General features: G+C 66.7%; 21 protein-coding genes and 1 pseudogene. 15 read left to right on the top strand and 7 right to left on the bottom strand.

Annotated features, from left to right (window positions below):
* Positions 1–99: 99 nt before the first annotated feature.
* Positions 100–1,332: a 4-hydroxybenzoate 3-monooxygenase gene (pobA, locus tag DIE22_RS29100; RefSeq protein ID WP_124500575.1), complete on the bottom strand. Its 1,233-nt coding sequence runs from the start codon at positions 1,330–1,332 to the stop codon at positions 100–102.
* A 116-nt stretch (positions 1,333–1,448) separates the two neighbouring features.
* Here pobA and DIE22_RS29105 point away from each other — a divergent pair, with 116 nt between their 5' ends.
* The 3 genes from DIE22_RS29105 to DIE22_RS29115 all read left to right on the top strand — a co-directional run bounded on the left by DIE22_RS29105 (position 1,449) and on the right by DIE22_RS29115 (position 3,910).
* A complete protein-coding gene (locus tag DIE22_RS29105; RefSeq protein WP_124606625.1) occupies positions 1,449–2,375 on the top strand; it encodes a LysR family transcriptional regulator in 927 nt (308 codons plus the stop codon).
* Positions 2,376–2,477: 102 nt separating this feature from the next.
* Entirely contained in the window at positions 2,478–3,107 is a 630-nt protein-coding gene (folE, locus tag DIE22_RS29110) for a GTP cyclohydrolase I FolE (protein WP_124500577.1), read from the top strand.
* Positions 3,107–3,910, top strand: a complete 804-nt coding sequence (locus tag DIE22_RS29115) for an SDR family oxidoreductase (protein ID WP_124606626.1) — start codon at positions 3,107–3,109, stop codon at positions 3,908–3,910. Before folE ends, DIE22_RS29115 begins: the two co-directional genes overlap by 1 nt.
* A gap of 81 nt (positions 3,911–3,991) precedes the next feature.
* Here DIE22_RS29115 and epsC read toward each other — a convergent pair whose 3' ends face one another.
* Complete coding sequence (epsC, locus tag DIE22_RS29120; protein ID WP_124500579.1) at positions 3,992–4,912, bottom strand: serine O-acetyltransferase EpsC; 921 nt, start codon at positions 4,910–4,912, stop codon at positions 3,992–3,994.
* 137 nt (positions 4,913–5,049) lie between these two features.
* Positions 5,050–5,283, bottom strand: coding sequence for a hypothetical protein (locus DIE22_RS29125; protein ID WP_121862685.1), 234 nt, complete (start codon positions 5,281–5,283; stop codon positions 5,050–5,052).
* A 278-nt stretch (positions 5,284–5,561) separates the two neighbouring features.
* Here DIE22_RS29125 and DIE22_RS29130 point away from each other — a divergent pair, with 278 nt between their 5' ends.
* The 3 genes from DIE22_RS29130 to fnr all read left to right on the top strand — a co-directional run bounded on the left by DIE22_RS29130 (position 5,562) and on the right by fnr (position 8,005).
* Complete coding sequence (locus tag DIE22_RS29130; protein ID WP_124500581.1) at positions 5,562–5,972, top strand: DUF3005 domain-containing protein; 411 nt, start codon at positions 5,562–5,564, stop codon at positions 5,970–5,972.
* Positions 5,973–6,632: 660 nt separating this feature from the next.
* Positions 6,633–7,100, top strand: coding sequence for a universal stress protein (locus DIE22_RS29135; protein WP_124500582.1), 468 nt, complete (start codon positions 6,633–6,635; stop codon positions 7,098–7,100).
* A gap of 158 nt (positions 7,101–7,258) precedes the next feature.
* Entirely contained in the window at positions 7,259–8,005 is a 747-nt protein-coding gene (gene fnr, locus DIE22_RS29145; protein WP_124500583.1) for a fumarate/nitrate reduction transcriptional regulator Fnr, read from the top strand.
* Between the two features lie 47 nt (positions 8,006–8,052).
* Here fnr and DIE22_RS29150 read toward each other — a convergent pair whose 3' ends face one another.
* Entirely contained in the window at positions 8,053–8,946 is an 894-nt protein-coding gene (locus DIE22_RS29150) for a LysR family transcriptional regulator ArgP (RefSeq protein WP_124606628.1), read from the bottom strand.
* Between the two features lie 106 nt (positions 8,947–9,052).
* Here DIE22_RS29150 and DIE22_RS29155 point away from each other — a divergent pair, with 106 nt between their 5' ends.
* From DIE22_RS29155 to DIE22_RS39250, 3 genes and pseudogenes are all read left to right on the top strand, one after another.
* Positions 9,053–9,673 carry a LysE/ArgO family amino acid transporter gene (locus DIE22_RS29155; protein ID WP_124606629.1) on the top strand — a complete coding sequence of 207 codons (621 nt, stop codon included), beginning with the start codon at positions 9,053–9,055 and terminating at the stop codon, positions 9,671–9,673.
* A gap of 378 nt (positions 9,674–10,051) precedes the next feature.
* On the top strand, positions 10,052–10,999 hold the full coding sequence (locus DIE22_RS29160; protein ID WP_124606630.1) for an aldo/keto reductase: 948 nt from the start codon (positions 10,052–10,054) through the stop codon (positions 10,997–10,999).
* 103 nt (positions 11,000–11,102) lie between these two features.
* Positions 11,103–11,415: pseudogene (locus tag DIE22_RS39250) on the top strand (porin); the annotation flags it as partial.
* A 69-nt stretch (positions 11,416–11,484) separates the two neighbouring features.
* Here the strand turns inward: DIE22_RS39250 and DIE22_RS29170 are convergent.
* Together DIE22_RS29170 and DIE22_RS29175 are read right to left on the bottom strand one after the other, a co-directional pair.
* Positions 11,485–12,972: an NAD-dependent phenylacetaldehyde dehydrogenase gene (locus DIE22_RS29170; protein WP_124500587.1), complete on the bottom strand. Its 1,488-nt coding sequence runs from the start codon at positions 12,970–12,972 to the stop codon at positions 11,485–11,487.
* A 41-nt stretch (positions 12,973–13,013) separates the two neighbouring features.
* A complete protein-coding gene (locus DIE22_RS29175) occupies positions 13,014–14,612 on the bottom strand; it encodes a GMC family oxidoreductase (RefSeq protein ID WP_124606631.1) in 1,599 nt (532 codons plus the stop codon).
* 422 nt (positions 14,613–15,034) lie between these two features.
* On the opposite strand from DIE22_RS29175, the gene DIE22_RS29180 reads away from it, so the two are divergent.
* The 4 genes from DIE22_RS29180 to DIE22_RS29195 all read left to right on the top strand — a co-directional run bounded on the left by DIE22_RS29180 (position 15,035) and on the right by DIE22_RS29195 (position 18,237).
* Positions 15,035–15,985, top strand: coding sequence for a helix-turn-helix domain-containing protein (locus DIE22_RS29180; protein ID WP_124500589.1), 951 nt, complete (start codon positions 15,035–15,037; stop codon positions 15,983–15,985).
* 340 nt (positions 15,986–16,325) lie between these two features.
* Positions 16,326–17,033, top strand: a complete 708-nt coding sequence (locus DIE22_RS29185) for a PadR family transcriptional regulator (RefSeq protein WP_124500590.1) — start codon at positions 16,326–16,328, stop codon at positions 17,031–17,033.
* A 38-nt stretch (positions 17,034–17,071) separates the two neighbouring features.
* A complete protein-coding gene (locus tag DIE22_RS29190) occupies positions 17,072–17,893 on the top strand; it encodes a siderophore-interacting protein (protein ID WP_124500591.1) in 822 nt (273 codons plus the stop codon).
* Positions 17,894–18,012: 119 nt separating this feature from the next.
* On the top strand, positions 18,013–18,237 hold the full coding sequence (locus DIE22_RS29195) for a hypothetical protein (protein ID WP_124500592.1): 225 nt from the start codon (positions 18,013–18,015) through the stop codon (positions 18,235–18,237).
* 39 nt (positions 18,238–18,276) lie between these two features.
* Here the strand turns inward: DIE22_RS29195 and DIE22_RS29200 are convergent, their stop codons facing one another.
* Complete coding sequence (locus tag DIE22_RS29200) at positions 18,277–18,858, bottom strand: undecaprenyl-diphosphatase (RefSeq protein WP_124606632.1); 582 nt, start codon at positions 18,856–18,858, stop codon at positions 18,277–18,279.
* A gap of 455 nt (positions 18,859–19,313) precedes the next feature.
* Between DIE22_RS29200 and DIE22_RS29210 the strand changes: the two genes are divergently transcribed.
* Positions 19,314–20,054 (top strand): acetoacetate decarboxylase, encoded by a 741-nt coding sequence (locus DIE22_RS29210; protein ID WP_124500594.1) that lies wholly within the window; start codon positions 19,314–19,316, stop codon positions 20,052–20,054.
* A gap of 52 nt (positions 20,055–20,106) precedes the next feature.
* Positions 20,107–20,198 (top strand): SDR family NAD(P)-dependent oxidoreductase (locus DIE22_RS29215; protein WP_124488979.1); only part of this gene is annotated, 92 nt, incomplete at its 3' end.

Below are 20,198 nucleotides of genomic sequence, written 5' to 3' on the forward strand. Positions count from 1 at the left end.
GGGACACGCGCGTGTCGCGTGCCGCGCCGGAGGCCGTCGTCGACCCTCGGCATTTGTTCGCTATTCGAACCTAGATTCGATTAGCGAACGATGGGCCGATCATAGAGTCGCGCACAGCGCGTTGTCAAGGCGGGATGCCTCGGGGGGTATCTGGTCGTCGAACGGCAGGCCGACGTAGTTTTCGGCCAGCGACTGCGCGGCGGCCCGCGAGCGCGTCACGTACTTCAGCTCGGCAAACTTCAGGCGATTGACGAACGGCGAGTCGTCCGGCGACGCATGCAGCATGTTCGTCATGAAGTACGAGAAATGCTCGGCGCGCCACACGCGTTCGAGGCAGGTCGCCGAATAACGCTCGAGCGGCGTCGCGTCGCCGTTGCGGTAGCGGGCACCGAGCGCGCGGGACAGCGCGCGGACGTCGGCCACCGCGAGGTTCATCCCCTTCGCGCCGGTCGGCGGCACGATGTGCGCGGCGTCGCCGGCGAGGAACAGGCGGCCGTGCTGCATCGTCTCCGACACGAAGCTGCGCATCGGCGTCACGCTCTTCTGCGTGATCCGGCCCTCGGTCGGCGTCCAGCCGGTGTCGTTCGAGAAGCGCGTGTGCAGTTCGTCCCAGATCCGCGCATCGGACCATTCGGCGAGGTTTTCGTCGGGCTTGCACTGCAGGTAGAGGCGCGTGACCGTCGGCGAGCGCATCGAGAACAGCGCGAAGCCGTTCTCGTGATGCGCGTAGACGAGTTCATCGAGCGACGGCGCCGCGTCGGCGAGGATGCCGAGCCACGCGAACGGATAGACGCGCTCGAACGTGTTCAGCCGCTCGGCGGGGATCGTCTGGCGCGCGATGCCGTGGAAGCCGTCGCAGCCGGCAATGTAGTCGCAGTCGATGCGGTCCGCGCGGCCGTCCGCGTGCTTGAACGTGACGAACGGGTGCTCGCTTTCGACGTCGTGCAGCGCGACGTCGCTGACTTCGAAGTGCATCGGATGGCCATGCGCGTCGCCGGCCGCGATCAGGTCGCGCACGACTTCATGCTGGCTGTAGACGGTGATCGCGCGCCCGCCGGTGAGCTCGCTCAGGTCGATGCGATGGCGCTGGCCGGAGAACAACAGCTCGATGCCGTGATGTTCGAGCCCTTCGCGGCGCATCCGCTCGCCGAGGCCGGCTTCGTTCAGCGTGTCGACGGTGCCCTGCTCCAGCACGCCGGCGCGGATGCGGTTCTCGCAGTATTCGCGCGAACGCGCTTCGACGAGGATGGAATCGACGCCTTGCAGGCGCAGCAGATGGGAAAGCAAAAGGCCGGACGGACCGGCGCCGATGATGGCGACCTGGGTGCGCATTGTTCGTCTCCAGAACATTGGTTCGAATAATGGAGACCATTTGAGCGCTTTCCCGACTATCCGGCAACGCGATTCAGAAGATATGTTGTATACGTTTTGACGATACTGGCCCGACGATGGAAGCGCTCGATCTGAACCTCATTCCCTACCTCGTCGCGCTCGACGACACGCGCAACGTGAGCCGCGCCGGCGACCTGCTCGGCGTGAGCCAGCCGCGCGTGAGCACGGCGCTCGGCCGCCTGCGCGAGTACTTCGGCGATCCGCTGTTCGTGCGCACGTCCCGCGGGATGGAGCCGACGCCGCGCGCGCTCGCGCTGCTGCCGGCCGCGCGCGACGCGCTCGCGCAGATCGAGCGCGGCCTCGTCGCGCCGCACGACTTCGATCCGGCGGCGAGCACGCATACGTTCTCGATCGCGCTGTCGGACGTCGGCGAGATCGTGTTCCTGCCGAAGCTGCTGCAGGCGTTCGCGACGCTTGCGCCGCACGCGAACCTGCGCTCGGTCTCGCTCGCGCACGACGAAGTCGGCCGCGGCCTCGAAGCCGGTTCGATCGATCTGGCGGTCGGCTATTTCCCCGATCTGGACGGCAACAACTTCTTCCAGCAGCGGCTGTTTACGCACCGGTTCGTCTGCCTGATGCGGCGCGGCCATCCGCTCGAGCAGGCGCGCCCGTTCACCGCCGAGCAGTTCCTCGCCTGCGGGCATGCGGTGGTGCGCGCCGAGGGGCGCAGCCAGGAGGTGCTCGAGAAATACCTCGCGAAGCAGCGCATGCAGCGCCGCGCGGTGCTCGAGACGCCGCACTTCATGAGCCTGCCGTTCATCCTGAGCCGCACCGACCTGATCGCGACGGTGCCGCATGCGATTGGCTATGCGTATGCGGCCGAGCACGCGTTCATCGTGCCGGTCGAGCCGCCGCTCGCGCTGCCGCGCTTCGACCTGAAGCAGCACTGGCACCGCAAGTACCACAACGATCCGCGCACCGCGTGGCTGCGCGGCATCGTCGCGTCGCTGTTCAACGACGAGCAGGACGAATGGCCGAAGTGACGCAAGGGGGAGCGGCGGGCCGCACGCACGACCCGCGAAAGCATGAAACAATGGCCGGATATCCGCGCCGCCGCTGGCGGGCGCATTCGATGGAGCGACCAGATGGGTAAAAAAAACCCGCGGCCCGAACCGGCCGCATCCCGGCCGAGCCGGAAAGAAGCCGAGGAGGCCGTTCGCGTGCTGCTGCGCTGGGCCGGTGACGATCCGGCCCGCGAAGGCCTGATCGACACGCCGACACGCGTCGTGCGCGCCTATGAGCAGTTCTTCGCCGGCTATGCGGTGGAGCCGCGCGACATCCTCGCGCGCACGTTCAGCGAAGTCGACGGCTACGACGAAATGATCGTGCTGAAGGACATCCGCTTCGAGAGCTACTGCGAGCACCACATGGTGCCGATCATCGGCCGCGCGCACGTCGCGTATCTGCCGAACCATCGCGTCGTCGGCATCTCGAAGCTCGCGCGTCTCGTCGACGCGTTCGCGAAGCGCCTGCAGATCCAGGAAAAAATGACCGTGCAGATCGCCGACACGCTGTTCGACGTGCTGCAGCCGAAGGGGGTCGGCGTGATCCTCGAAGCCGCGCACCAGTGCATCTCGACGCGCGGCGTGCACAAGCCGGGCGTCGAGATGGTCACGTCGCGCATGCTCGGCACGTTCCGCACCGATCCGTCGACGCGCCGCGAATTCCTGTCGATCGTCGCGAATCCTTCTTCAGTCAACCTGACAAACACGTAATGCAGTCCACGAAGCAAGCGGCGAACGCGCCGGTCGTGCTCGTGACCGGTGCCGCGCGCCGGGCCGGGCGCGCGTTCGCCGAGTATTTCGCCGCGCACGGCTATCGCACCGCAGTGCACTACGACCGCTCCGCCGATGCCGCGCATGCGGCGGCCCGCACGATCGCCGAACACGGGCACGATTCGGCCGCGCTGCAGGCCGACCTGTCGGATGCCGCGCAGATCACCGCGCTGATCGACCAGGTGTATGCGCGCTTCGGCCGCCTCGACGTGCTGGTCAACAACGCGTCGGTGTTCTGGCAGGACCATTTCCCGAGCTTCGACCTCGCGGCGTTCGACCAGGCATGGGCCGTCAACTGCCGCGCGCCGATCCTGCTCACGCGCGCGTTCTACGAACGGGCCCGCGCGGCCGGCACGCAGGGCGTCGTCGTCAACGTGGTCGACCAGAAGATCAAGGAAAACTTCCACCGCGACCATTTCAGCTACACGGTCGCGAAGGCCGCGCTCGGCAACCTCACGCAGATGCTCGCGCTGTCGTCGTCGCCGGTGCTGCGCGTGAATGCGGTGTTCCCCGGGCTGATGCTGCCGAGCGACGACCAGACGCAGGCCGACTTCGAACACGCGAGCCGCGCATCGACGCCGCTCGCGCGCATTGCCGGCCCCGACGACGTCGCGAGCGCGATCCTGCTGCTGACGGGCAGTGCGTACAACGGCGTGGATTTCGTCGTCGACGCGGGGCAGAACCTGATCCGCGTCGACCAGGACGTGCTGTACAAGCATCGTTCGCCGGCCGGCAAGCACTGACGGACCGGCGATTCGCAAGCGGCCGCGCGGCCCACGTTCATCCGCGGTGCGCGAACGACGCCCCGCGCCGTTCGCACCGTGTTACGGCTTCTCGGCGCTGCCGCCTTCGCGAACCTTGCCCTGCGCGACGCTCGTGCCGGGCGGCACGCTGTGCGTGAGCCACACGTTGCCGCCGATCACCGAGCCGCGCCCGATCGTCACGCGGCCGAGAATCGTCGCGCCCGCGTAGATCACCACGTCGTCCTCGACGATCGGATGCCGCGCATTGCCCTTCACCAGCGTGCCTTCGCCGTCGGCCGGGAAGCTCTTCGCGCCGAGCGTGACGGCCTGGTACACGCGCACGCGCTCGCCGATGATCGCGGTTTCGCCGATCACGACGCCGGTGCCGTGGTCGATGAAGAAGCTCGGGCCGATCTGCGCGCCCGGGTGGATGTCGATGCCGGTGGCCGAGTGCGCGATTTCATTGATGAAACGCGCGAGCAGCGGCACGCCGAGCTGGTGCAATGCATGCGCGAGCCGATGGTGCATCATCGCGAGCACGCCGGGATAGCACAGCAGGATCTCGGTGATGTGCTGCGCGGCCGGATCGCCCGCGTACGCGGCCTGGATGTCGCTGACCAGCAGCGCGCGAACCGACGGCAACTGCCGGCCGAACTCGCGCGCGATCTCGAACGCGCGTTCGTCGAGCTCAGCGAACGGCGTGTCCGCATGCTCGGGCAGGAACGGCAGCGCGCGGCGAATCTGTTCGGACAGGATCCGCAGCGTGCTTTCGAGCGTATGGCCGACGTAATAGTCGACGCTTTCATCAGTCAGATCGGGCGCGCCGTAGTGCGTCGGAAACATCGACGCGCGCAGGCCGGTGACGATCTTGCAGATCGCGTCGCGCGACGGCAGCTCGCGGATACCGCGCGGATGACGCGTGCGATGGAGTTCCTCGCGCGATTCGCGCAAGCCGGCAACGATTTCTTCGAGGCCCCACTGACGGGCGGGTGATGTCGACATATGCCAATGCAGGCAGCCGCGCTCGATCGCACGGCCGCTAATAAAGTGACGGGTTCCACAAGATTACCGCGTTTTCGTCCGGCAGCGGCACGCCGGGGGATCGGCCGGACGGCCGACGCTGGCGCCACGCGACGGCGTCAGATCGTGATGCTGCTCGCGTCGATCCAGCGCACCGCCCAGTCGCGCGCGTGCGCGATCGCGTCGCCTTCGTCGTTGAACTGGAGCTCGGTCGGAAAAAATCGGTTCGCGACGAGTTCCCCGTCGCTCGATCGGGAGATCACGACGTAGGGCTTGAACGAACCGTCAGTGGCGCGCGCGGGCGCGCAGTTCAACAGATAACCGCGGTGCGTGAACGCAGTAGTCGCTTGCATGAATCCGCCACCTCTAGTCCCTTGCCTTGTTGTTCACTACCCGTCTTAAGGGTGCTGCGGCGCCCTGGTGCGGGCAGAGTCGGCGAGACTGCATCCCCTGTCGCCGCTCCGCAGGAAAAGAATCATACTCTGTAGAAAACGGGTGTTCTAGCTGAAATAAATCATGACAAATCAGTGCGCGCCGTGCGAACGCGGCGATCGCCCGCGCGCCTTTTTCCCGTCGTGCCCGGAACGGGATTTGCTTCGATCCGGATCGCATCGCCGCCAGGAGAGCCGCGATGGAATCGTCAGCTCAAACACCCTCCGCGCACCCGCGCAGCATCGAACTCGACAACGACGACACGCACGACAGCACCGTCGACACCGACGGCAAGAATCGCGAGGCCGCGCGTCTCGCGAGCGGCGGCGCGTTCTCGCCAGACCAGATCACGGGCAGCAACGCGTCGCTCGTCAATGCGATGCCCGAGGCCGGCGACGGCTTCGCCGGCTTCGACAGCCGGCCCGGCGGCAATCATCCGGCGTTCGCGCTGCGTGCCGGCTACGTGGTGATCGAGAAGGGGTTCGACGCGCCGTCGCAAGCGGGCGACAAGCTGTACGGCCCGGTTCATCGGATGTATGGCAGCGCGTACTGGCCCGGTCACGGCCGCCGGCCGGAACGGGTGATCGAAATCACGGCGGTGCCGAAGTAATGCGCGCGGCGTTTGAATCGGTCGTTCGATTGCCGGGGTGCGCCGGGGCCGACGGCCGATGGCGGTGGATCGGCGTGCGCGCTCGCGCGCCGGTCGTTCGGTCCGCAGATAGCGCGACCTTCCGAATCGGCGCCGGTATCGATATCGGCGCCGGGTTCGGTACTCGGGGTTTCGCAACGCAGATGCACGGACGTTGATCGAAGTCACGTCGTCGCGATACGGACGCGATTCAATGGATGGCAAGGCGCGCGGTTTGCCGGACGGTCATCGGCATGCGTCGACGACGCGGGATTGTGGCTCGGGCACGCTCGCATGCCGACCGTCGCCCGATGCCCGTGCAACCGTTACCGCTGACGATCCGGTATCCGCACGGCGTTCGCGTGCCGTCATTGCATGCGCCAACCGTCGCGATCCGTTGTCCGGGCGTCGGATGCGGTCATCACGCGTTCGTGAATCCGCCGCGCACATCGCGCGGCGCACCGTGAAGCGCGTGCATGGCTCGCGACCGTCGCACGCCGCCGCAACGGCTGAAGCGCCGCGATCGCGACGACCGGCACGTCGCTGCAAAGTCCCTGCCATTGGTTTACTCTGCCTCGCAGCAACGCGCGACCCGCTCGGCCGTTCGGCCGGCTTCCGCCCAACCCGCCACTCGGAGACACTATGTACAAGCGCATTCTGGTTGCCGTCGACGGCAGCGACACGTCCCGCCACGCGTTCGATGCCGCGCTCGCGCTCGCGAAGGAGCACGGTGCTGAACTGCAACCGCTCTACGTCGTCGAGAACGCCGCGATCTATTACAACGTACCGGGCTACGATCCGTCCGTGCTGCGCGACCAGCTCATCGCGCAAGGCAATGCGCTCGCGGCGGATTTCAGGAAGCTGATGCAGGCGGCGGGCGTGAAGGGCGAGACGCTGACGAACGAAGCGTCGTCGCTCAACGACGTGTCGACGCTGATCCTCGACGGTGCGAAGGCGTTCGGCGCCGATCTGCTGGTGCTCGGCACGCATGGCCGGCGCGGCTTCCGCCGCCTCGTGCTCGGCAGCATCGCCGAACAGTGCGTGCGGCATGCGACGCTGCCCGTGCTGCTGATTCCGGCCGCCGCGCATACGGACGAGCAGGCAGGCTGAGCGGCGTTAACGCGCGCATTGCGGATGCGCGGCGGCATGCACGCCTGCCGTTGCGACGCCACGCGGCATGTGCGCGCGGTCGCGACGTTTTGTCACCCGACAGCCGCAACTTGCGGTGGGACAATGATTCCGTCGATTCAATGCCGGAGTAAACGATCATGTTGACGCCCGTCGCCACACGCCCCGCCGCCCCGTCCCATGCAGGCAGCTGGGCGCCCCGCCAGGCCCCGCACTGCTCGTCGTGCGCAATGCGGCACCTGTGCATGCCGCAGGGCCTGGCACCCGAAGCACTCAGCCGCCTCGAGTCGGTCATCTGCGCGGCGCGCCCGGTCAAGCGCGGCGAAGCGCTGTTCCGCGAAGGCGACACGTTCGACAACCTGTATGCCGTGCGCTCGGGTTCGCTGAAAACCGTCGCCACGCGCCACGATGGCCGCGAACAGGTCACCGGCCTGCACCTCGCGGGCGAAGCGCTCGGCCTCGACGGCATCTGCGACGATACCCACCCGCGCACCGCCGTCGCGCTGGAAGACAGCTCGGTCTGCGTGATCCCGTACAGCGCGCTCAAGTCGCTGTGCTCGGAAGCCGGCTCGATGCAGCTGCGCATGCACAAGCTGATGAGCGAGCAGATCGTGCGCGAAACCACGCAAACCATGCTGCTCGGTTCGCTGAACGCCGAAGAGCGCGTCGCCGCGTTCCTGCTCGACGTGTCGTCGCGTTACCTGAAGCGCGGCTACTCGCCGTCGGAATTCAACTTGCGGATGACGCGCGAAGACATCGGCAGCTATCTCGGCATGACGCTCGAAACGGTCAGCCGCACGCTGTCGAAGTTCCAGAAGCGCGGCCTGATCGAAATGCACGGCCGCCTCGTGCAGATCGTCGACTTCGACGGCCTGCACCACGTCTGACTCCGCGCGGCGCATGGGAGCGCAGCCACCGGCCTCTCCCGCTTCGATCAGTCGAGAAACAGCGCGGCGCGCGCCTTGAGCGCCGCGCTGAAATCGTCGAGCCAGCCGATCGACAGGCGCCAGCTCTGCCAGTACAGCTCGATATCGACGGTCCGCCCCCGCGACATGTCGACCAGTTCGCCCGCCTCCAGTTGGCGATCGACCATCCGGTCCGGGCACATCCCCCATCCCAGCCCCGTTTCGCATGCGCGCAGGTAGCCCGCGACGTGCGGGATCCAGTGTTGCGGCGGATCGAGATCCGCGCGCGTCACGCGCCGGATGAAGCGCGCCTGCAAGCCGTCCTTCGGATTGAACATCACGCACGGCGCGCGACGCAGCGCATCGCGCGTGATGCCCGCGCCGAAATAGCGGTCGTAAAACGCCGGCGAACACACCGCCCGATAGCGAATGCGCCCGAGCCGCGTCGACCGGCAGCCCTGGATCGGCTCGGCCTGCGCGGTCACCGCGCCCTGCACGCTGCCGTCGCGAATACGCGCGGCCGTATAGTCCTGGTCGTCGATCACGAGGTCGAGCAAGGTCTCGCGCTCGGTACAGAACGGCCCGACCGCGTCGATGAACCAGGTCGCGACGCTGTCGTCGTTGACGGCCACGCGCAACGTGGGCCATGCGCTCGCGATCTGACCCGGTAATGCCGGCATCCGGCCGCCCAGCTCGGCCTCGAGCAATTGCACGCGTTCGGTATGCCGGCACAGCAGCGCGCCCGACGTCGTCGCGACGCACGGCTGCCCGCGCTTGACCAGCACGCTGCCGACGCGCTCCTCCAGCAGTTTCACGCGCTGCGATACCGCCGACGGCGTAACGTTCAGCTCCTTGGCCGCCCGTTCGAACGAACCGTGCCGGATCACCGCCGCAAGGGCGTCGAGCAACGCATAGTCGAGCATTAGATTTCCTTAATCTGCATTAGGTGAATTAGCTTCTCTTATGTCATCGTCGACCGCAGACTAGCGCCAACCAATTCACCCGTCTACTGCTTCACCTCTCACCATCATGAACTGGATCGCTTTTTCCCACGGCGCCGCCCTGTGCGGGTCGCTCATCGTCACCATCGGCGCGCAGAACGCATTCGTGCTCCGGCAAGGCATCATGCGCTCGCATGTCGGCAAGATCGTGCTGCTGTGCGCGCTGTCCGACATGATCCTGATCGGCGCGGGCGTCGGCGGTGCGTCGGTGCTCGTCGAACGCTATCCGACCTTCGTCCACGTGGTGCTGTACGTCGGCCTCGCGTATCTCGCATGGTTCGGCTTCAACGCGCTGCGCCGGGCGTTCAAGCCGGGACACGAAACGCTCGACGTCCGCGGCGACGCCGTCGCGCCGCCGCCGCAGGGCGCGGTCGCGATCGTGCTGATGACGCTCGCGTTCACCTGGCTCAACCCGCACGTGTATCTCGATACGTTCCTGCTGATCGGCACGGCCGGTGCGCGCGAGCCGGAAGGCGCACGCGTCGCGTTCGCGATCGGCGCGATGTCGGTCAGTGTCGTGTGGTTCCTCGGGCTCGGATATGGTGCGCGACTGCTCGCGCCGTGGTTCCGCAAGGCCGTCGCGTGGCGCGTGCTGGATGGCGCGATCGGCAGCATGGTGCTGTTTCTGGCGGCCGTGCAGTTGCGGTAACGCGCTTCATCAATGACCGATCGCGGGCGGCACTTGCCGCCCGTTTTCATTCCGTTCCGCTCCGACGCAGCGACGCAGTACGCCTGGCTTCTGCTCGCCTCGCCCCGCTCCCTGCCGCGCCCAGCCACGGCGAAATCCGGTTCTCGATCAAACCCGGCCGTACGGATCAATCACGCAGCGGACGATGCATCCGTTATCCGCGGCAAGTCCTCCGTCTCCGCGGCCGCGCGCCCGCTGCACGATTCCGGTCGATCGGCGAGAATGTTCGAGCGCCCCGCGACCACGGCGAAAGCGCTTCGCCCATCCGCCGTCCCGTCGCCTTCAACTCGGCCGCTCCCGTCGTTCGATCCCCTTACCCCGCAGATTTCGGAGAGCAACATGGCACTACGCACCCTCGGCACGTCGGACCTCCAGGTTTCCCCGCTCGCCTTCGGCGGCAACGTCTTCGGCTGGACCGTCGACGAGAACGCATCGTTTGCGCTGCTCGACGCGCTCGCCGACACCGGCATCAACTTCATCGACACGGCCGACGTCTATTCGGCCTGGGCGCCCGGCAACAGCGGCGGCGAATCGGAAACGATCATCGGCAAGTGGCTCAAGCGTTCCGGCAAGCGCGACCAGGTCGTGATCGCGACCAAGGTCGGCCTGCTCGAGGCGCGCGCCGGCCTGACGAAGGACAACATCCTGAAGGCCGCCGACGATTCGCTGCGCCGCCTGCAGACCGACTACATCGACCTGTATTTCTCGCACCGCGATCTCGCCGACACGGCCCCGCTCGAGGAAACGCTCGGCGCTTACCAGGCGCTGATCGACGCGGGCAAGGTGCGCATCATCGGCGCGTCGAACTACAGCGGCGCACGCCTGCGCGAAGCCGCCGACATCAGCAAGCGCGACGGCCTGCCCGCGTACCAGGTGATCCAGCCGGAATACAACCTGGTCGACCGCGCCGAATACGAGCGCGATCTCGAACCGGTCGTGCGCGACCTGAAGCTCGGCGTCGTCAACTACTACGCGCTCGCGAGCGGCTTCCTGTCGGGCAAGTACCGCAGCGAGGCCGATCTGAAGAAGAGCGTGCGCGGCGATCGCGTCGCCGGCTATCTCGACGCACGCGGCCTGCGCATTCTCGCGGCGCTCGACGACGTGTCGGCGAAGCACGGCACGCAACCGGCCGCGATCGCGCTCGCGTGGCAGATCGCGCGGCCGACGATCACCGCACCGATCGCGAGCGCGACGTCGCTCGCGCAGCTCGCGTTGCTCGGCGAAGCGATCCGCGTGCAGCTCGATGATGAAGATATCCGCAAGATCGACGAAGCCAGCGCGGTCTGAGGTCGCCCGCGGCGGGCCGGTAGCTTGAACCGCGGGGTTCGCGGTTCAACGGATCGACGGATTGACGGATTGCGGATCCGCGATGCGTCGGTAATGCCGCGCATCGTTCTTCACGACCGTGCACAACGCGTGGAACGGCGCGGGCGCGTGGCCGGCGGAAGCCGGCGCGGCATGGCATCCGTCGCCGGTCTGGGTGATCGGGGCGAGCTACACGTACATGAAGGGCAACGACACGCTCGACAACGCGCATGCGCACCAGCTCCTGGCCGCCGTCCAGTACTGGCTGTCGAAGCGCACGATGATGTATGTCGCGGGTGTGCAGCAACGCGCAGATCAACGGCGTGATGGACGCGGACGGCGCGTCGAGCGGCGCGCTGCAGTCGGTTGCGCGGATCGGGTTCAGTACGCGGTTCTGAAACGCCGTCGTCTTGGACAGAACACCCGCCCGGTTCGCGCCGGGCGGGACTTATGTTGGCGCTCTGCCATCAGAAGCGAATGGTCACCGATTTCGGCTCGGTATACGCATCGATGAACGACGAGCCATACTCGCGGCCGATACCGGAACCCTTCGCGCCGCCGAACGGAACGGCCGGGTCGACCAGCGTGTGCATGTTCACCCACACGGTGCCGGCTTCGATCCGCGGCACGTAGCGCAGCGCCTTCGAGAGATCGTTCGTCCACAGGCTCGCGGTCAGCCCGAACGGCGTGTCGTTCATCATCGCGATCAGCGCTTCCTCGTCGTCGAACGGCACGAATGCACCGACCGGCCCGAAGATCTCCTTGCGGTACGAAGCCGAATCCAGCGAGCGCGGCAGCACGATCGTCGGCTTCACGTAGAAGCCGTCCCGCGCATACGCGCCGCCGCCGGTGACGATCGTGTCGCCTTCCGAACGCGCCAGCTCGAACGCATCGAGGCACTTGCGGAACTGCGGCTCGTTGCAGACGGGGCCGATCATCCCGGCGTCGTCCATCGGGTCGGCCGGCTGGAAGCTGTCCAGGCGCGCCTTCATTTTCTCGACCACCTCGTCGAATTTCGAACGGTGCACGAAGAAGCGTTCCGCCGACGCGCACACCTGCCCGCTATGCAGGAACCCGGCCTCGACGATGCCGTCCAGGATCTTGTCGACCGGCGTATCCGGCAGGAACGCCGCCGCATTCTTGCCGCCCAGCTCGAGCGTGAAGCGCGTGAAATTCGCGTTGACGGCTTGCTCGCCGATGATGCGGCCGGTCGGCACCGAACCCGTGAACGACACCTTCGCCACGCGCGGATCGCGGATCACCTTCGCGCCGACCTGGCCGGTTCCGTTGATCACGTTCAGCGTGCCGGGCGGCAAACCGGCTTCGGTCGCCAGCTCGGCGATGCGCAGCATCGTGAGCGGCGTGAACTCCGACGACTTGATCAGCACCGTATTGCCGGTCGCGAGCGCCGCGCCGAATTTCCACACGGGGATCATCACCGGGAAATTCCACGGAATGATCCCGAACACGACGCCCAGCGGCTCGCGCAGCGTGAACGACGTGTAGCGCTCGCCATTCATGCTCGGAAACGACGGCGCGAGCGTTTCGCCCGCGATCTTCGTGGCCCAGCCCGCGTAGTAGCGCAGCCAGCGGGCGGACCAGCCGACCTCGATCACGCGCGACAACCCGATCAGCTTGCCCGACTGCGCGGTTTCGATCTGCGCGATCTCTTCGCCGTGTGCGTCGATCAGGTCTGCGAAGCGCAGCAGGATGCGCTCGCGATCGGCCGGTGTGAGGTTTGCCCACTCGCCGCCAAACGCGCGATGCGACGACGCGATCGCGGCTTCGACGTCGTCGTCGGTCGCCTGCGCGACGGAGCCGATCACCGCGCGCGTGGCCGGATCGCGCACGTCGATCCGTTCGCCGCGGCCGGCCACCGCGCGGCCGTCGATGTAGTGACCGTGTTCGCGCGCGAGAAACGTCTTGACTTCGTCCAGCATCCGAACCAGTGCCATCTGTATTCCTCCGGAAATCGAATTGAATGTGAAAGATCCGATCAGGTCGCGTTGGCGATCAGGTCCGACGCCTTCTCGGCGAGCGCGATGGTCGGCGCGTTCGTGTTGCCGCTCGGGATGCTCGGCATCGTCGAGCTGTCGGCCACGCGCAGCCCCGCGATACCGTGCACGCGCAGTTGCGGGTCGACGACGGACGACGCCGCATCCGTGCCCATCCGGCAGGTGCCGACCGGGTGATAGACCGTCTTCGCGGCGCCGCGCACCCAGTCCTCGATCCCCGCGTCGTCGTCGGGCGGGCAGTCCGGCGAGAAGATCTCGTCGACGTGATCCGCGAGCGCCGGCTGGCGCAGGATCTTCAGCGCGAGCTTCGCGGCCCGGATCTGGCCATCGACGTCGCGGCGATCGGCCAGATACCGGCCGTCAATGCGCGGCAGCTCATGAGGGTTCGACGAGCGGATCGTCACGCGGCCGCGCGAATGCGGTCGCAGATGGCCGGTCTTGATCGTGATCCCGTGCGTGCGGCCCGCCGTCACGCCGATCGGATCGTCGAACGAGTCGATCGTCGGCAGGAAATGGAACTGGACGTCCGGCTGCCCCTGCCCGCAGGTATCGACGAACGCGAACCCTTCGAGCACCGGCGACGTCAGGATGCCCGAGCGGAACCACTTCCACTGGATGCCGTGCTTCAATGCGCGCCATCCCTTGTCCTGGCCGTAGAGCGACACCGGCGTGCGGATCGTCGCGTTGACCGACATGTGCAGGTGATCGTGGAAGTTCTCGCCCACCGGCAGCACGTGCCTGACCTGTACGCCGGCGTCCTCGAGCACCTGTTGCGGCCCGATGCCGGACAACTGCAGGATCTTCGGCGAGCCGATCGCGCCGGCCGACACGATGATTTCCGCACGGGCGCGCGCGGTTACGCGACGGTTGCCCTGCCGATACGTGACGCCGGTCGCGCGGCCGCCTTCGATTTCCACGCGCTCGACCAGCGCATCGACTTCGAGGCTGAATTCCGGACGGTTGCGGATCGAGCGCAGGTAGGTCGCCGCCGTCGAGCCGCGCTCGCCGTTGAAGATCGTTGCCTGATAGAACCCGACGCCCTCCTGCCGCTCGCCGTTGTAGTCGATCAGGTAGTCGAGCCCCATCTGCTGGCCCGCCCGCACGAACGCCTGCGACAGCGGATGGCGATAGCGGATCTCGGTGACCTGCAGATGCCCTTTGTTGCCGTGATAGGGCGCCGTCAGCGATTCGTTGTTCTCCGCCTTCGCGAAGTAGCGCAGCATGTCGTCCGCGCCCCAGCCCTTGCAGCCGAACTCGGTCTCCCAGCGGTCGTAGTCGTTGCGGTGCCCGCGCACGTACAGCATCCCGTTGACGGAGCTGGAGCCGCCGAGCACGCGCCCCTGCGGCACCGCGATCGAGCGGCCCTTCACGTCGTCCGACGGCTCGGCCGCATACGGCCACGTGTAGCGCGGAATGGCCTTCGCCAACCCGCCCGGCATATGGATGAACAGATCCTTGTCGTGGCCGCCCGCTTCCAGCAACAGCACGGTGCCCTTGCGGCGCTCGACGAGATGGGTCGCGATCGTGCAGCCCGCCGAGCCGGCGCCAATGACGATGTAGTCGAAAGTTCTATCGGACATCCTGGTATGCGCCCGCTGTCGTCCGCGCCACGTTCGCCGGCGCGCGCAGTCGCCGCATGCGTTCGTCGCCCGGCCTTCGGCGGGGTCTCCTTGAAAATCGGTGGTTGTTTTTCATGGCGCGAGCCAGCCCGTGCGATTCGACGCGCCGACGGGCTGCGCGTGAGCGCACGCCCGATTCGACAGGACAGCTTGCCGACCGCTTGTCGATTCTAGGGACGCGCCGCAAGCGCCGATCGGCGTTGCGTGCATACTTTTGGCTTCAGCGTGCAGATCGATGCCGTGCCGCGGCGGCCCTGGGGAACGTGGAGAAACCACGATTGACGCTGCAGGGCCGGGCTCCCGACAATGGCCGCGTCTGAACGCGCGTCCCGGCCGTTTGCATTAACCTTGACGCGTTCCCCGGCCCTCTCCCTCTTCCGGCAATGGCACACGAACTCGTCGTCGACGCCAGCAACAGCAGCGCGAATCTGCGCGACCTGATCGCTGACAGCTTCCTGCCGCTGGTCTTTCACGACACCGGCCCGCAGTTCCGGATGTCGGTGCGGGTTGCCACGGTTGGCGGCCTGCGCATGGCGGACGTCGACACCACCGCGATCCGCGTCGATCGCGACCGCTCGCTCGCGTCGCGCGCCGACAGCGACTGCTACAAGATCCTGTTCCAGATCGCCGGACAGAGCCGCGTCACGCAGCGCAACGCGACGTCGACCGTCAATCCGGGCGAGTGGGTGATCTACGATGCGACGCAGCCGTACATGATCGAATCGGCGAACGCATCACGCTTCGTCGCCGCGCTGACACCGCCGAGAAGCGGCACGATGTGGCGCTGGTTCGTGGAGCGCGAGGGCGTGCAGGTGCGTCGGACCGTCGGCAATGCGCAATTGGCCCTTCAATCGATCCATTACCTGATGGACGGGCAGGTGCCGAACGATCCGGAAAGCCTGTTCGGCTTCGAGCAGTCGACGCTGATGCTGCTCGATTCGGTGATCCGCCGCGAGGCGAGCGATTCGCTGACCGGCGCCGATGCGCGCAGCGCGACGCTGCGGATGAACGCGGAAATCTATCTGTCGCATCACTACAGCGATCCCGATCTGTCGCCGGACAAGCTGGCGAGCGCGCTGAACGTGTCACGGCGCACGCTGTACAGCGCGCTGGCCGCGACCGAGCGGACCCCGCAGAGCCTGATCCAGGAATACCGGCTGCAGGCGAGCCGGCGCGCGCTGGAGGATCCGGCGGATACCAATCGCACGCTGCTGGAGTTGGCGATCGCGTGCGGGTTTTCGGATATCACGCATTTCGGGCGGGCGTTCAAGGCGCGGTTCGGGTGTAGTCCGGGGGCGTATCGGGTCGCGTATCGGAATGCGCCCGTCGCGTGACGCGATCCACATGCGGCGGTTGCGCGGATGCGTCAGGCGGATCACAGCGAGCCGTTGTCGACCTTTCACTCACGGACGGATGGGCAACTTCATCGCGTCGTTGGCGAGCCCCTTTCTATCGTTGGCTACCCGGGCGACAGGTGCCGGACCAGAGCAATGCAAGCAATTGCCGCGACGACCGAACCGGCTCGCCAGACGCACGCAACCCGGGCAAGCGATGCCACGCCACATTCCTCACCGTTCGAGCCCCGCCGCCGTTTCATCCCCAATATTCCGTCCTTGACACCCTATCTTTCGATATATATCTTTAGATATGTTTTACGACATATAGGACACGATCATGCGACACAACCCCTCCCGCGGCCATGCCCGATGCGACGGTCATGGTGCGCATGCCGGCCCTGACTGGTTCGCCGGCCTCTGGCACGCGATCGGCCGCCATCGCCGCGGCCACGACCCGTTTGGCGGCGGCCCGTTCGGCGGCCGTGGCGGACGCGGCTTTGGCGATTTCGGCGACGACGGCATGCCGCGCGGCCGCCAGTTCAGCTCCGACGATCTCCAGCTGCTGCTGCTCGCGCTGGTCGCCGAGCAACCGAGCCACGGCTACGAACTGATCAAGGCGCTCGACACGCGCTCGAACGGTTTCTACAGCCCGAGCCCCGGCATGGTGTACCCGGCACTCACGTATCTCGAGGAAGTCGGCTTCGTCGCATCGCAGGCGGAAGGCAACCGCAAGCGCTATGCACTGACCGACGCCGGCCGCGCGCATCTCAATGCACAGCGCGAACGCGTCGACACCTTGTTCGCGCGCCTCACGCACCTCGCGCGCAAGATGGAATTCATGCGCCGCGCGTTCGCCGGCGAGTCGGCGGGCAGCGAAGCGCAGGACGAAGCGCAGCCCGGCTGGCTGCCGGAGTTCGTCGAGGCCCGCCTCGCACTGAAGCGGGCGCTGCTCCACAAGAGCGCCGCCGATGCCGACGAGCAGCGGCGTATCGCGGCGATCATGCGCCGCGCGACGGCCGAAATCGAAGGCGGCACCGGCGCGTAACCCGCGCCGCCTCGTCAAAACCATAGGAGAACGGATTGATGCAGAACCCATCCGAACGCGCCGTCACCCGTGTGCGCCATACCCTCAAGTTCCGCCAGCTGCAGGTCGTGCGCGTGCACGCGGTGACGCCGCACCTGCTGCGCGTGACCCTCGGCGGCCCCGACCTCGCGGATTTCGAATCGTCGTCGTTCGACGACCACGTGAAGGTGTTTTTCCCGGCGCCCGGCGCCGAGCGGCCCGCGATGCCGACGCTCGGCCCGAACGGCCCCGAGTTTCCCGAAGGCGAGCCGAAGCCGGTCGCGCGCGATTTCACGCCGCGCCGCTTCGACCGCGCCGCCTGCGAACTCGATCTCGAATTCGTGCTGAACCATCCGGGTCCCGCATCGCAATGGGCGGCGCAGGCCCGCGTCGGCCAATGGCTCGGTATCGGCGGCCCGCGCGGTTCGTTCGTGGTCCCGATCGATTTCGACTGGCATCTGCTGATCGGCGACGATACGGCGCTGCCGGCGGTCGCGCGGCGCCTCGAGCAATTGCCGGCCGGCACGCGCGCGGCGGTCGTGCTGGAAGTCGCGGATCGCACCGCGCAGATTGCGTTCGATACGCGCGCCGACGTGCATGAAATCTGGCGCTTTCGCGCCGAAGCCGACGCGGCGGACGGCGACGTGCTGCTGAATACCGTGCGCGAGCTGCCGCTACCGTCCTCCGGCGACGGTTACGTGTGGGCGGCCGGTGAAGCGCAGTCGATGCGCGCGGTGCGTCAGCACCTGACCGGCGAGCGCGGCGTCGACAAGTCGCGCATCCGCGCGGCGGCCTACTGGAAGCGCGGCGCGGCGGCCGTGCATGAAACGCTGGAAGACTGACGCGAACGGGCACCCGCGCATCGGCGAGCTTGGCATCGGCGGCGTGGCTGGTATATATGTATGTCTGCGACGCCGCTGTCGTGCGACAGCCGCCGCAGCCCGCCCAGGAGCGCCCGGTCATGACAAAAGAAAGCCACGCTTCGCCTTTCCTTCGCAACCTGAAGATCGCCGGCTATTGCGGCCTGGCGGCCGTCGTGCTCGCGCTGTTCGTCGCGATGTGCGCGATCCTGAAGGAAAGTTCTCTCGAACGCGACGCCGCCCAGCACCCGGGCGAAACGCCTGAACTGCACGAAGCAGGCGGCAGCACATCGGCATCGGCCGACGCAGCCAAGACGCCTGGTTGAAGGCGTCCGGACGAAGTCTTATCCGCGTGGTTCCCGGGCTCAGGGCGCGCGCTCGCGCCCCATCATCACCGCGTGCACGACATCGCCGATCCGTTCGAGCAACTCGACCACGCGTTGCCCGTACAGATGCGCGGCCAGTGCGCCGGTCGTGCCGACCAGCACACCGCCGGCCATGTCGAACGGCCAGTGCACGCCCGCATACACACGCCCCCATGCAATCGCGACGGCCATCGCGGCCATCACGAACCCGGTCAGCCGCGTGGTGCCGGCGAGCATCATGCCGACCGCGAGACTCCACGCGAACGTCATGTGATCGCTCGGAAACGAGCTGTCCGGCACATGCGGAATCAGTTGCGTGCCGACGCCGGCCATGAACGGCCGCGGCGAGAACCAGAAATGGCCGAGCACCTGCGCGAGCGCCAGCGCCACGCACGTGCCGACGCCGGCTTCGATCGCCTGTCGACGCGTCGGGCGCTCCCCGAAGATCCAGGTCAGCAGCAGCATCGCGGGCAGCGCATAGACGAGCCAGTCGGCGGCGAAGATCGCGAGGCGGGCAACGCCGGGGTGCGGCGCGGCGCCGGCATTGACGGCGGAAAACAGGGTGAGATTGAGGTTCTGCATGAATCCGGTTGCGTGGGGCGTAATGATGGGACCGGGCGTACCGGTCGAATGCGAACGATGCTAGGGCGCATTCGCTTAAGCATTGCTTAATGCGTCGGGCGACCGGCGATCAGGACGGACCCGTGCACCGCGCGCGAAGGCACTTAGAGCCCGCACTGCAACACAAGTTCACACAATTGTCACATTTCCGCACGACCGTCCCCCGTAAAAGCTCACCAACCGTCCCGGAAAGGCTCACCTTTTTCACATCGTGGCGTCATTGACGTGTGCGAGGATCGGACCGCCACGCGCGCTCCATGCCGTATGCGCCGTTCGTCTCAATATTTGCGTTGCAAATAATTCGAAATCGGCAACAATTAATTCCAAATGCGGCATCGCACAACGGCAACGCACAGGCATAGGATTACGGGCTTACGAGCACTCATCCACGAAGCGATCAACAACAAGGAGTCCGCATGAAACCCAGCGATGTCCGATCGAAAGCGTTTGCGATGCCGTTGACCAGCCCTGCGTTCCCGATGGGCCCGTACCGTTTCGTCGATCGTGAGTTTCTGATCATCACGTATCGCACCGATCCCGACCGTCTGCGTGAAATCGTCCCCGAGCCGCTGCAGATCACCGAGCCGCTCGTGCATTACGAATTCATTCGCATGGCCGATTCGACCGGCTTCGGCGACTACACCGAAAGCGGCCAGGTGATCCCCGTCGAATACAACGGCCAGGCCGGCGGCTACACGCTCGCGATGTATCTCGACGATCACCCGCCGATCGCCGGCGGCCGCGAGCTGTGGGGCTTCCCGAAGAAGCTCGCGTCGCCCACGCTGCACGTGAACACCGATCACATCCTGGGTACGCTCGACTACGGCAAGGTGCGCGTCGCGACCGGCACGATGGGCTACAAGCACAAGGAACTCGACATCGACGAGCAGACGAAGCGCCTCGCCGGCCCGAACTTCCTGCTGAAGATCATCCCGCACGTGGACGGCACCGCACGCGTGTGCGAACTGGTGCGCTACTACATGCAGGACATCAGGATGAAGGGCGCGTGGACGGGCCCCGCGTCGCTCGAACTGGCGCCGCACGCGCTCGCGCCGGTGGCCGACCTGCCGGTGCTCGAGATCGTCGAGGCCCGCCATATCGTCGCGGATTTGACACTCGGCCTCGGCGAAGTCGTCTACGATTACCTGGCTCAGTAATACGTCCGCAGTCCTTTCTCCCTGTCAATCCTTTCACCACGGGAAATTCGAAATGAGCAACCTGAATGGCAAGACCGCAGTCGTCACGGGCGCCGCAAGCGGCATCGGCAAGGAAATCGCACTGGAGCTCGCGAAGGCGGGCGC

The sequence above is a fragment of the Burkholderia sp. Bp9142 genome (assembly GCF_003853415.1).
Taxonomy (GTDB): Bacteria; Pseudomonadota; Gammaproteobacteria; order Burkholderiales; family Burkholderiaceae; genus Burkholderia.

Bases quoted from the DNA above. Each gene is read 5' to 3' on its own strand.
- DIE22_RS29190 (WP_124500591.1), top strand. From the start codon at position 17,072: ATGCAGAACCCATCCGAACGCGCCGTCACCCGTGTGCGCCATACCCTC.
- epsC (WP_124500579.1), bottom strand. From the start codon at position 4,912: ATGTCGACATCACCCGCCCGTCAGTGGGGCCTCGAAGAAATCGTTGCC.
- DIE22_RS29135 (WP_124500582.1), top strand. From the start codon at position 6,633: ATGTACAAGCGCATTCTGGTTGCCGTCGACGGCAGCGACACGTCCCGC.
- DIE22_RS29185 (WP_124500590.1), top strand. From the start codon at position 16,326: ATGCGACACAACCCCTCCCGCGGCCATGCCCGATGCGACGGTCATGGT.
- fnr (WP_124500583.1), top strand. From the start codon at position 7,259: ATGTTGACGCCCGTCGCCACACGCCCCGCCGCCCCGTCCCATGCAGGC.
- DIE22_RS29155 (WP_124606629.1), top strand. From the start codon at position 9,053: ATGAACTGGATCGCTTTTTCCCACGGCGCCGCCCTGTGCGGGTCGCTC.
- DIE22_RS29200 (WP_124606632.1), bottom strand. From the start codon at position 18,858: ATGCAGAACCTCAATCTCACCCTGTTTTCCGCCGTCAATGCCGGCGCC.
- folE (WP_124500577.1), top strand. From the start codon at position 2,478: ATGGGTAAAAAAAACCCGCGGCCCGAACCGGCCGCATCCCGGCCGAGC.
- DIE22_RS29175 (WP_124606631.1), bottom strand. From the start codon at position 14,612: ATGTCCGATAGAACTTTCGACTACATCGTCATTGGCGCCGGCTCGGCG.
- DIE22_RS29115 (WP_124606626.1), top strand. From the start codon at position 3,107: ATGCAGTCCACGAAGCAAGCGGCGAACGCGCCGGTCGTGCTCGTGACC.
- pobA (WP_124500575.1), bottom strand. From the start codon at position 1,332: ATGCGCACCCAGGTCGCCATCATCGGCGCCGGTCCGTCCGGCCTTTTG.
- DIE22_RS29125 (WP_121862685.1), bottom strand. From the start codon at position 5,283: ATGCAAGCGACTACTGCGTTCACGCACCGCGGTTATCTGTTGAACTGC.
- DIE22_RS29105 (WP_124606625.1), top strand. From the start codon at position 1,449: ATGGAAGCGCTCGATCTGAACCTCATTCCCTACCTCGTCGCGCTCGAC.
- DIE22_RS29150 (WP_124606628.1), bottom strand. From the start codon at position 8,946: ATGCTCGACTATGCGTTGCTCGACGCCCTTGCGGCGGTGATCCGGCAC.
- DIE22_RS29130 (WP_124500581.1), top strand. From the start codon at position 5,562: ATGGAATCGTCAGCTCAAACACCCTCCGCGCACCCGCGCAGCATCGAA.
- DIE22_RS29160 (WP_124606630.1), top strand. From the start codon at position 10,052: ATGGCACTACGCACCCTCGGCACGTCGGACCTCCAGGTTTCCCCGCTC.
- DIE22_RS29195 (WP_124500592.1), top strand. From the start codon at position 18,013: ATGACAAAAGAAAGCCACGCTTCGCCTTTCCTTCGCAACCTGAAGATC.
- DIE22_RS29180 (WP_124500589.1), top strand. From the start codon at position 15,035: ATGGCACACGAACTCGTCGTCGACGCCAGCAACAGCAGCGCGAATCTG.
- DIE22_RS29170 (WP_124500587.1), bottom strand. From the start codon at position 12,972: ATGGCACTGGTTCGGATGCTGGACGAAGTCAAGACGTTTCTCGCGCGC.
- DIE22_RS29210 (WP_124500594.1), top strand. From the start codon at position 19,314: ATGAAACCCAGCGATGTCCGATCGAAAGCGTTTGCGATGCCGTTGACC.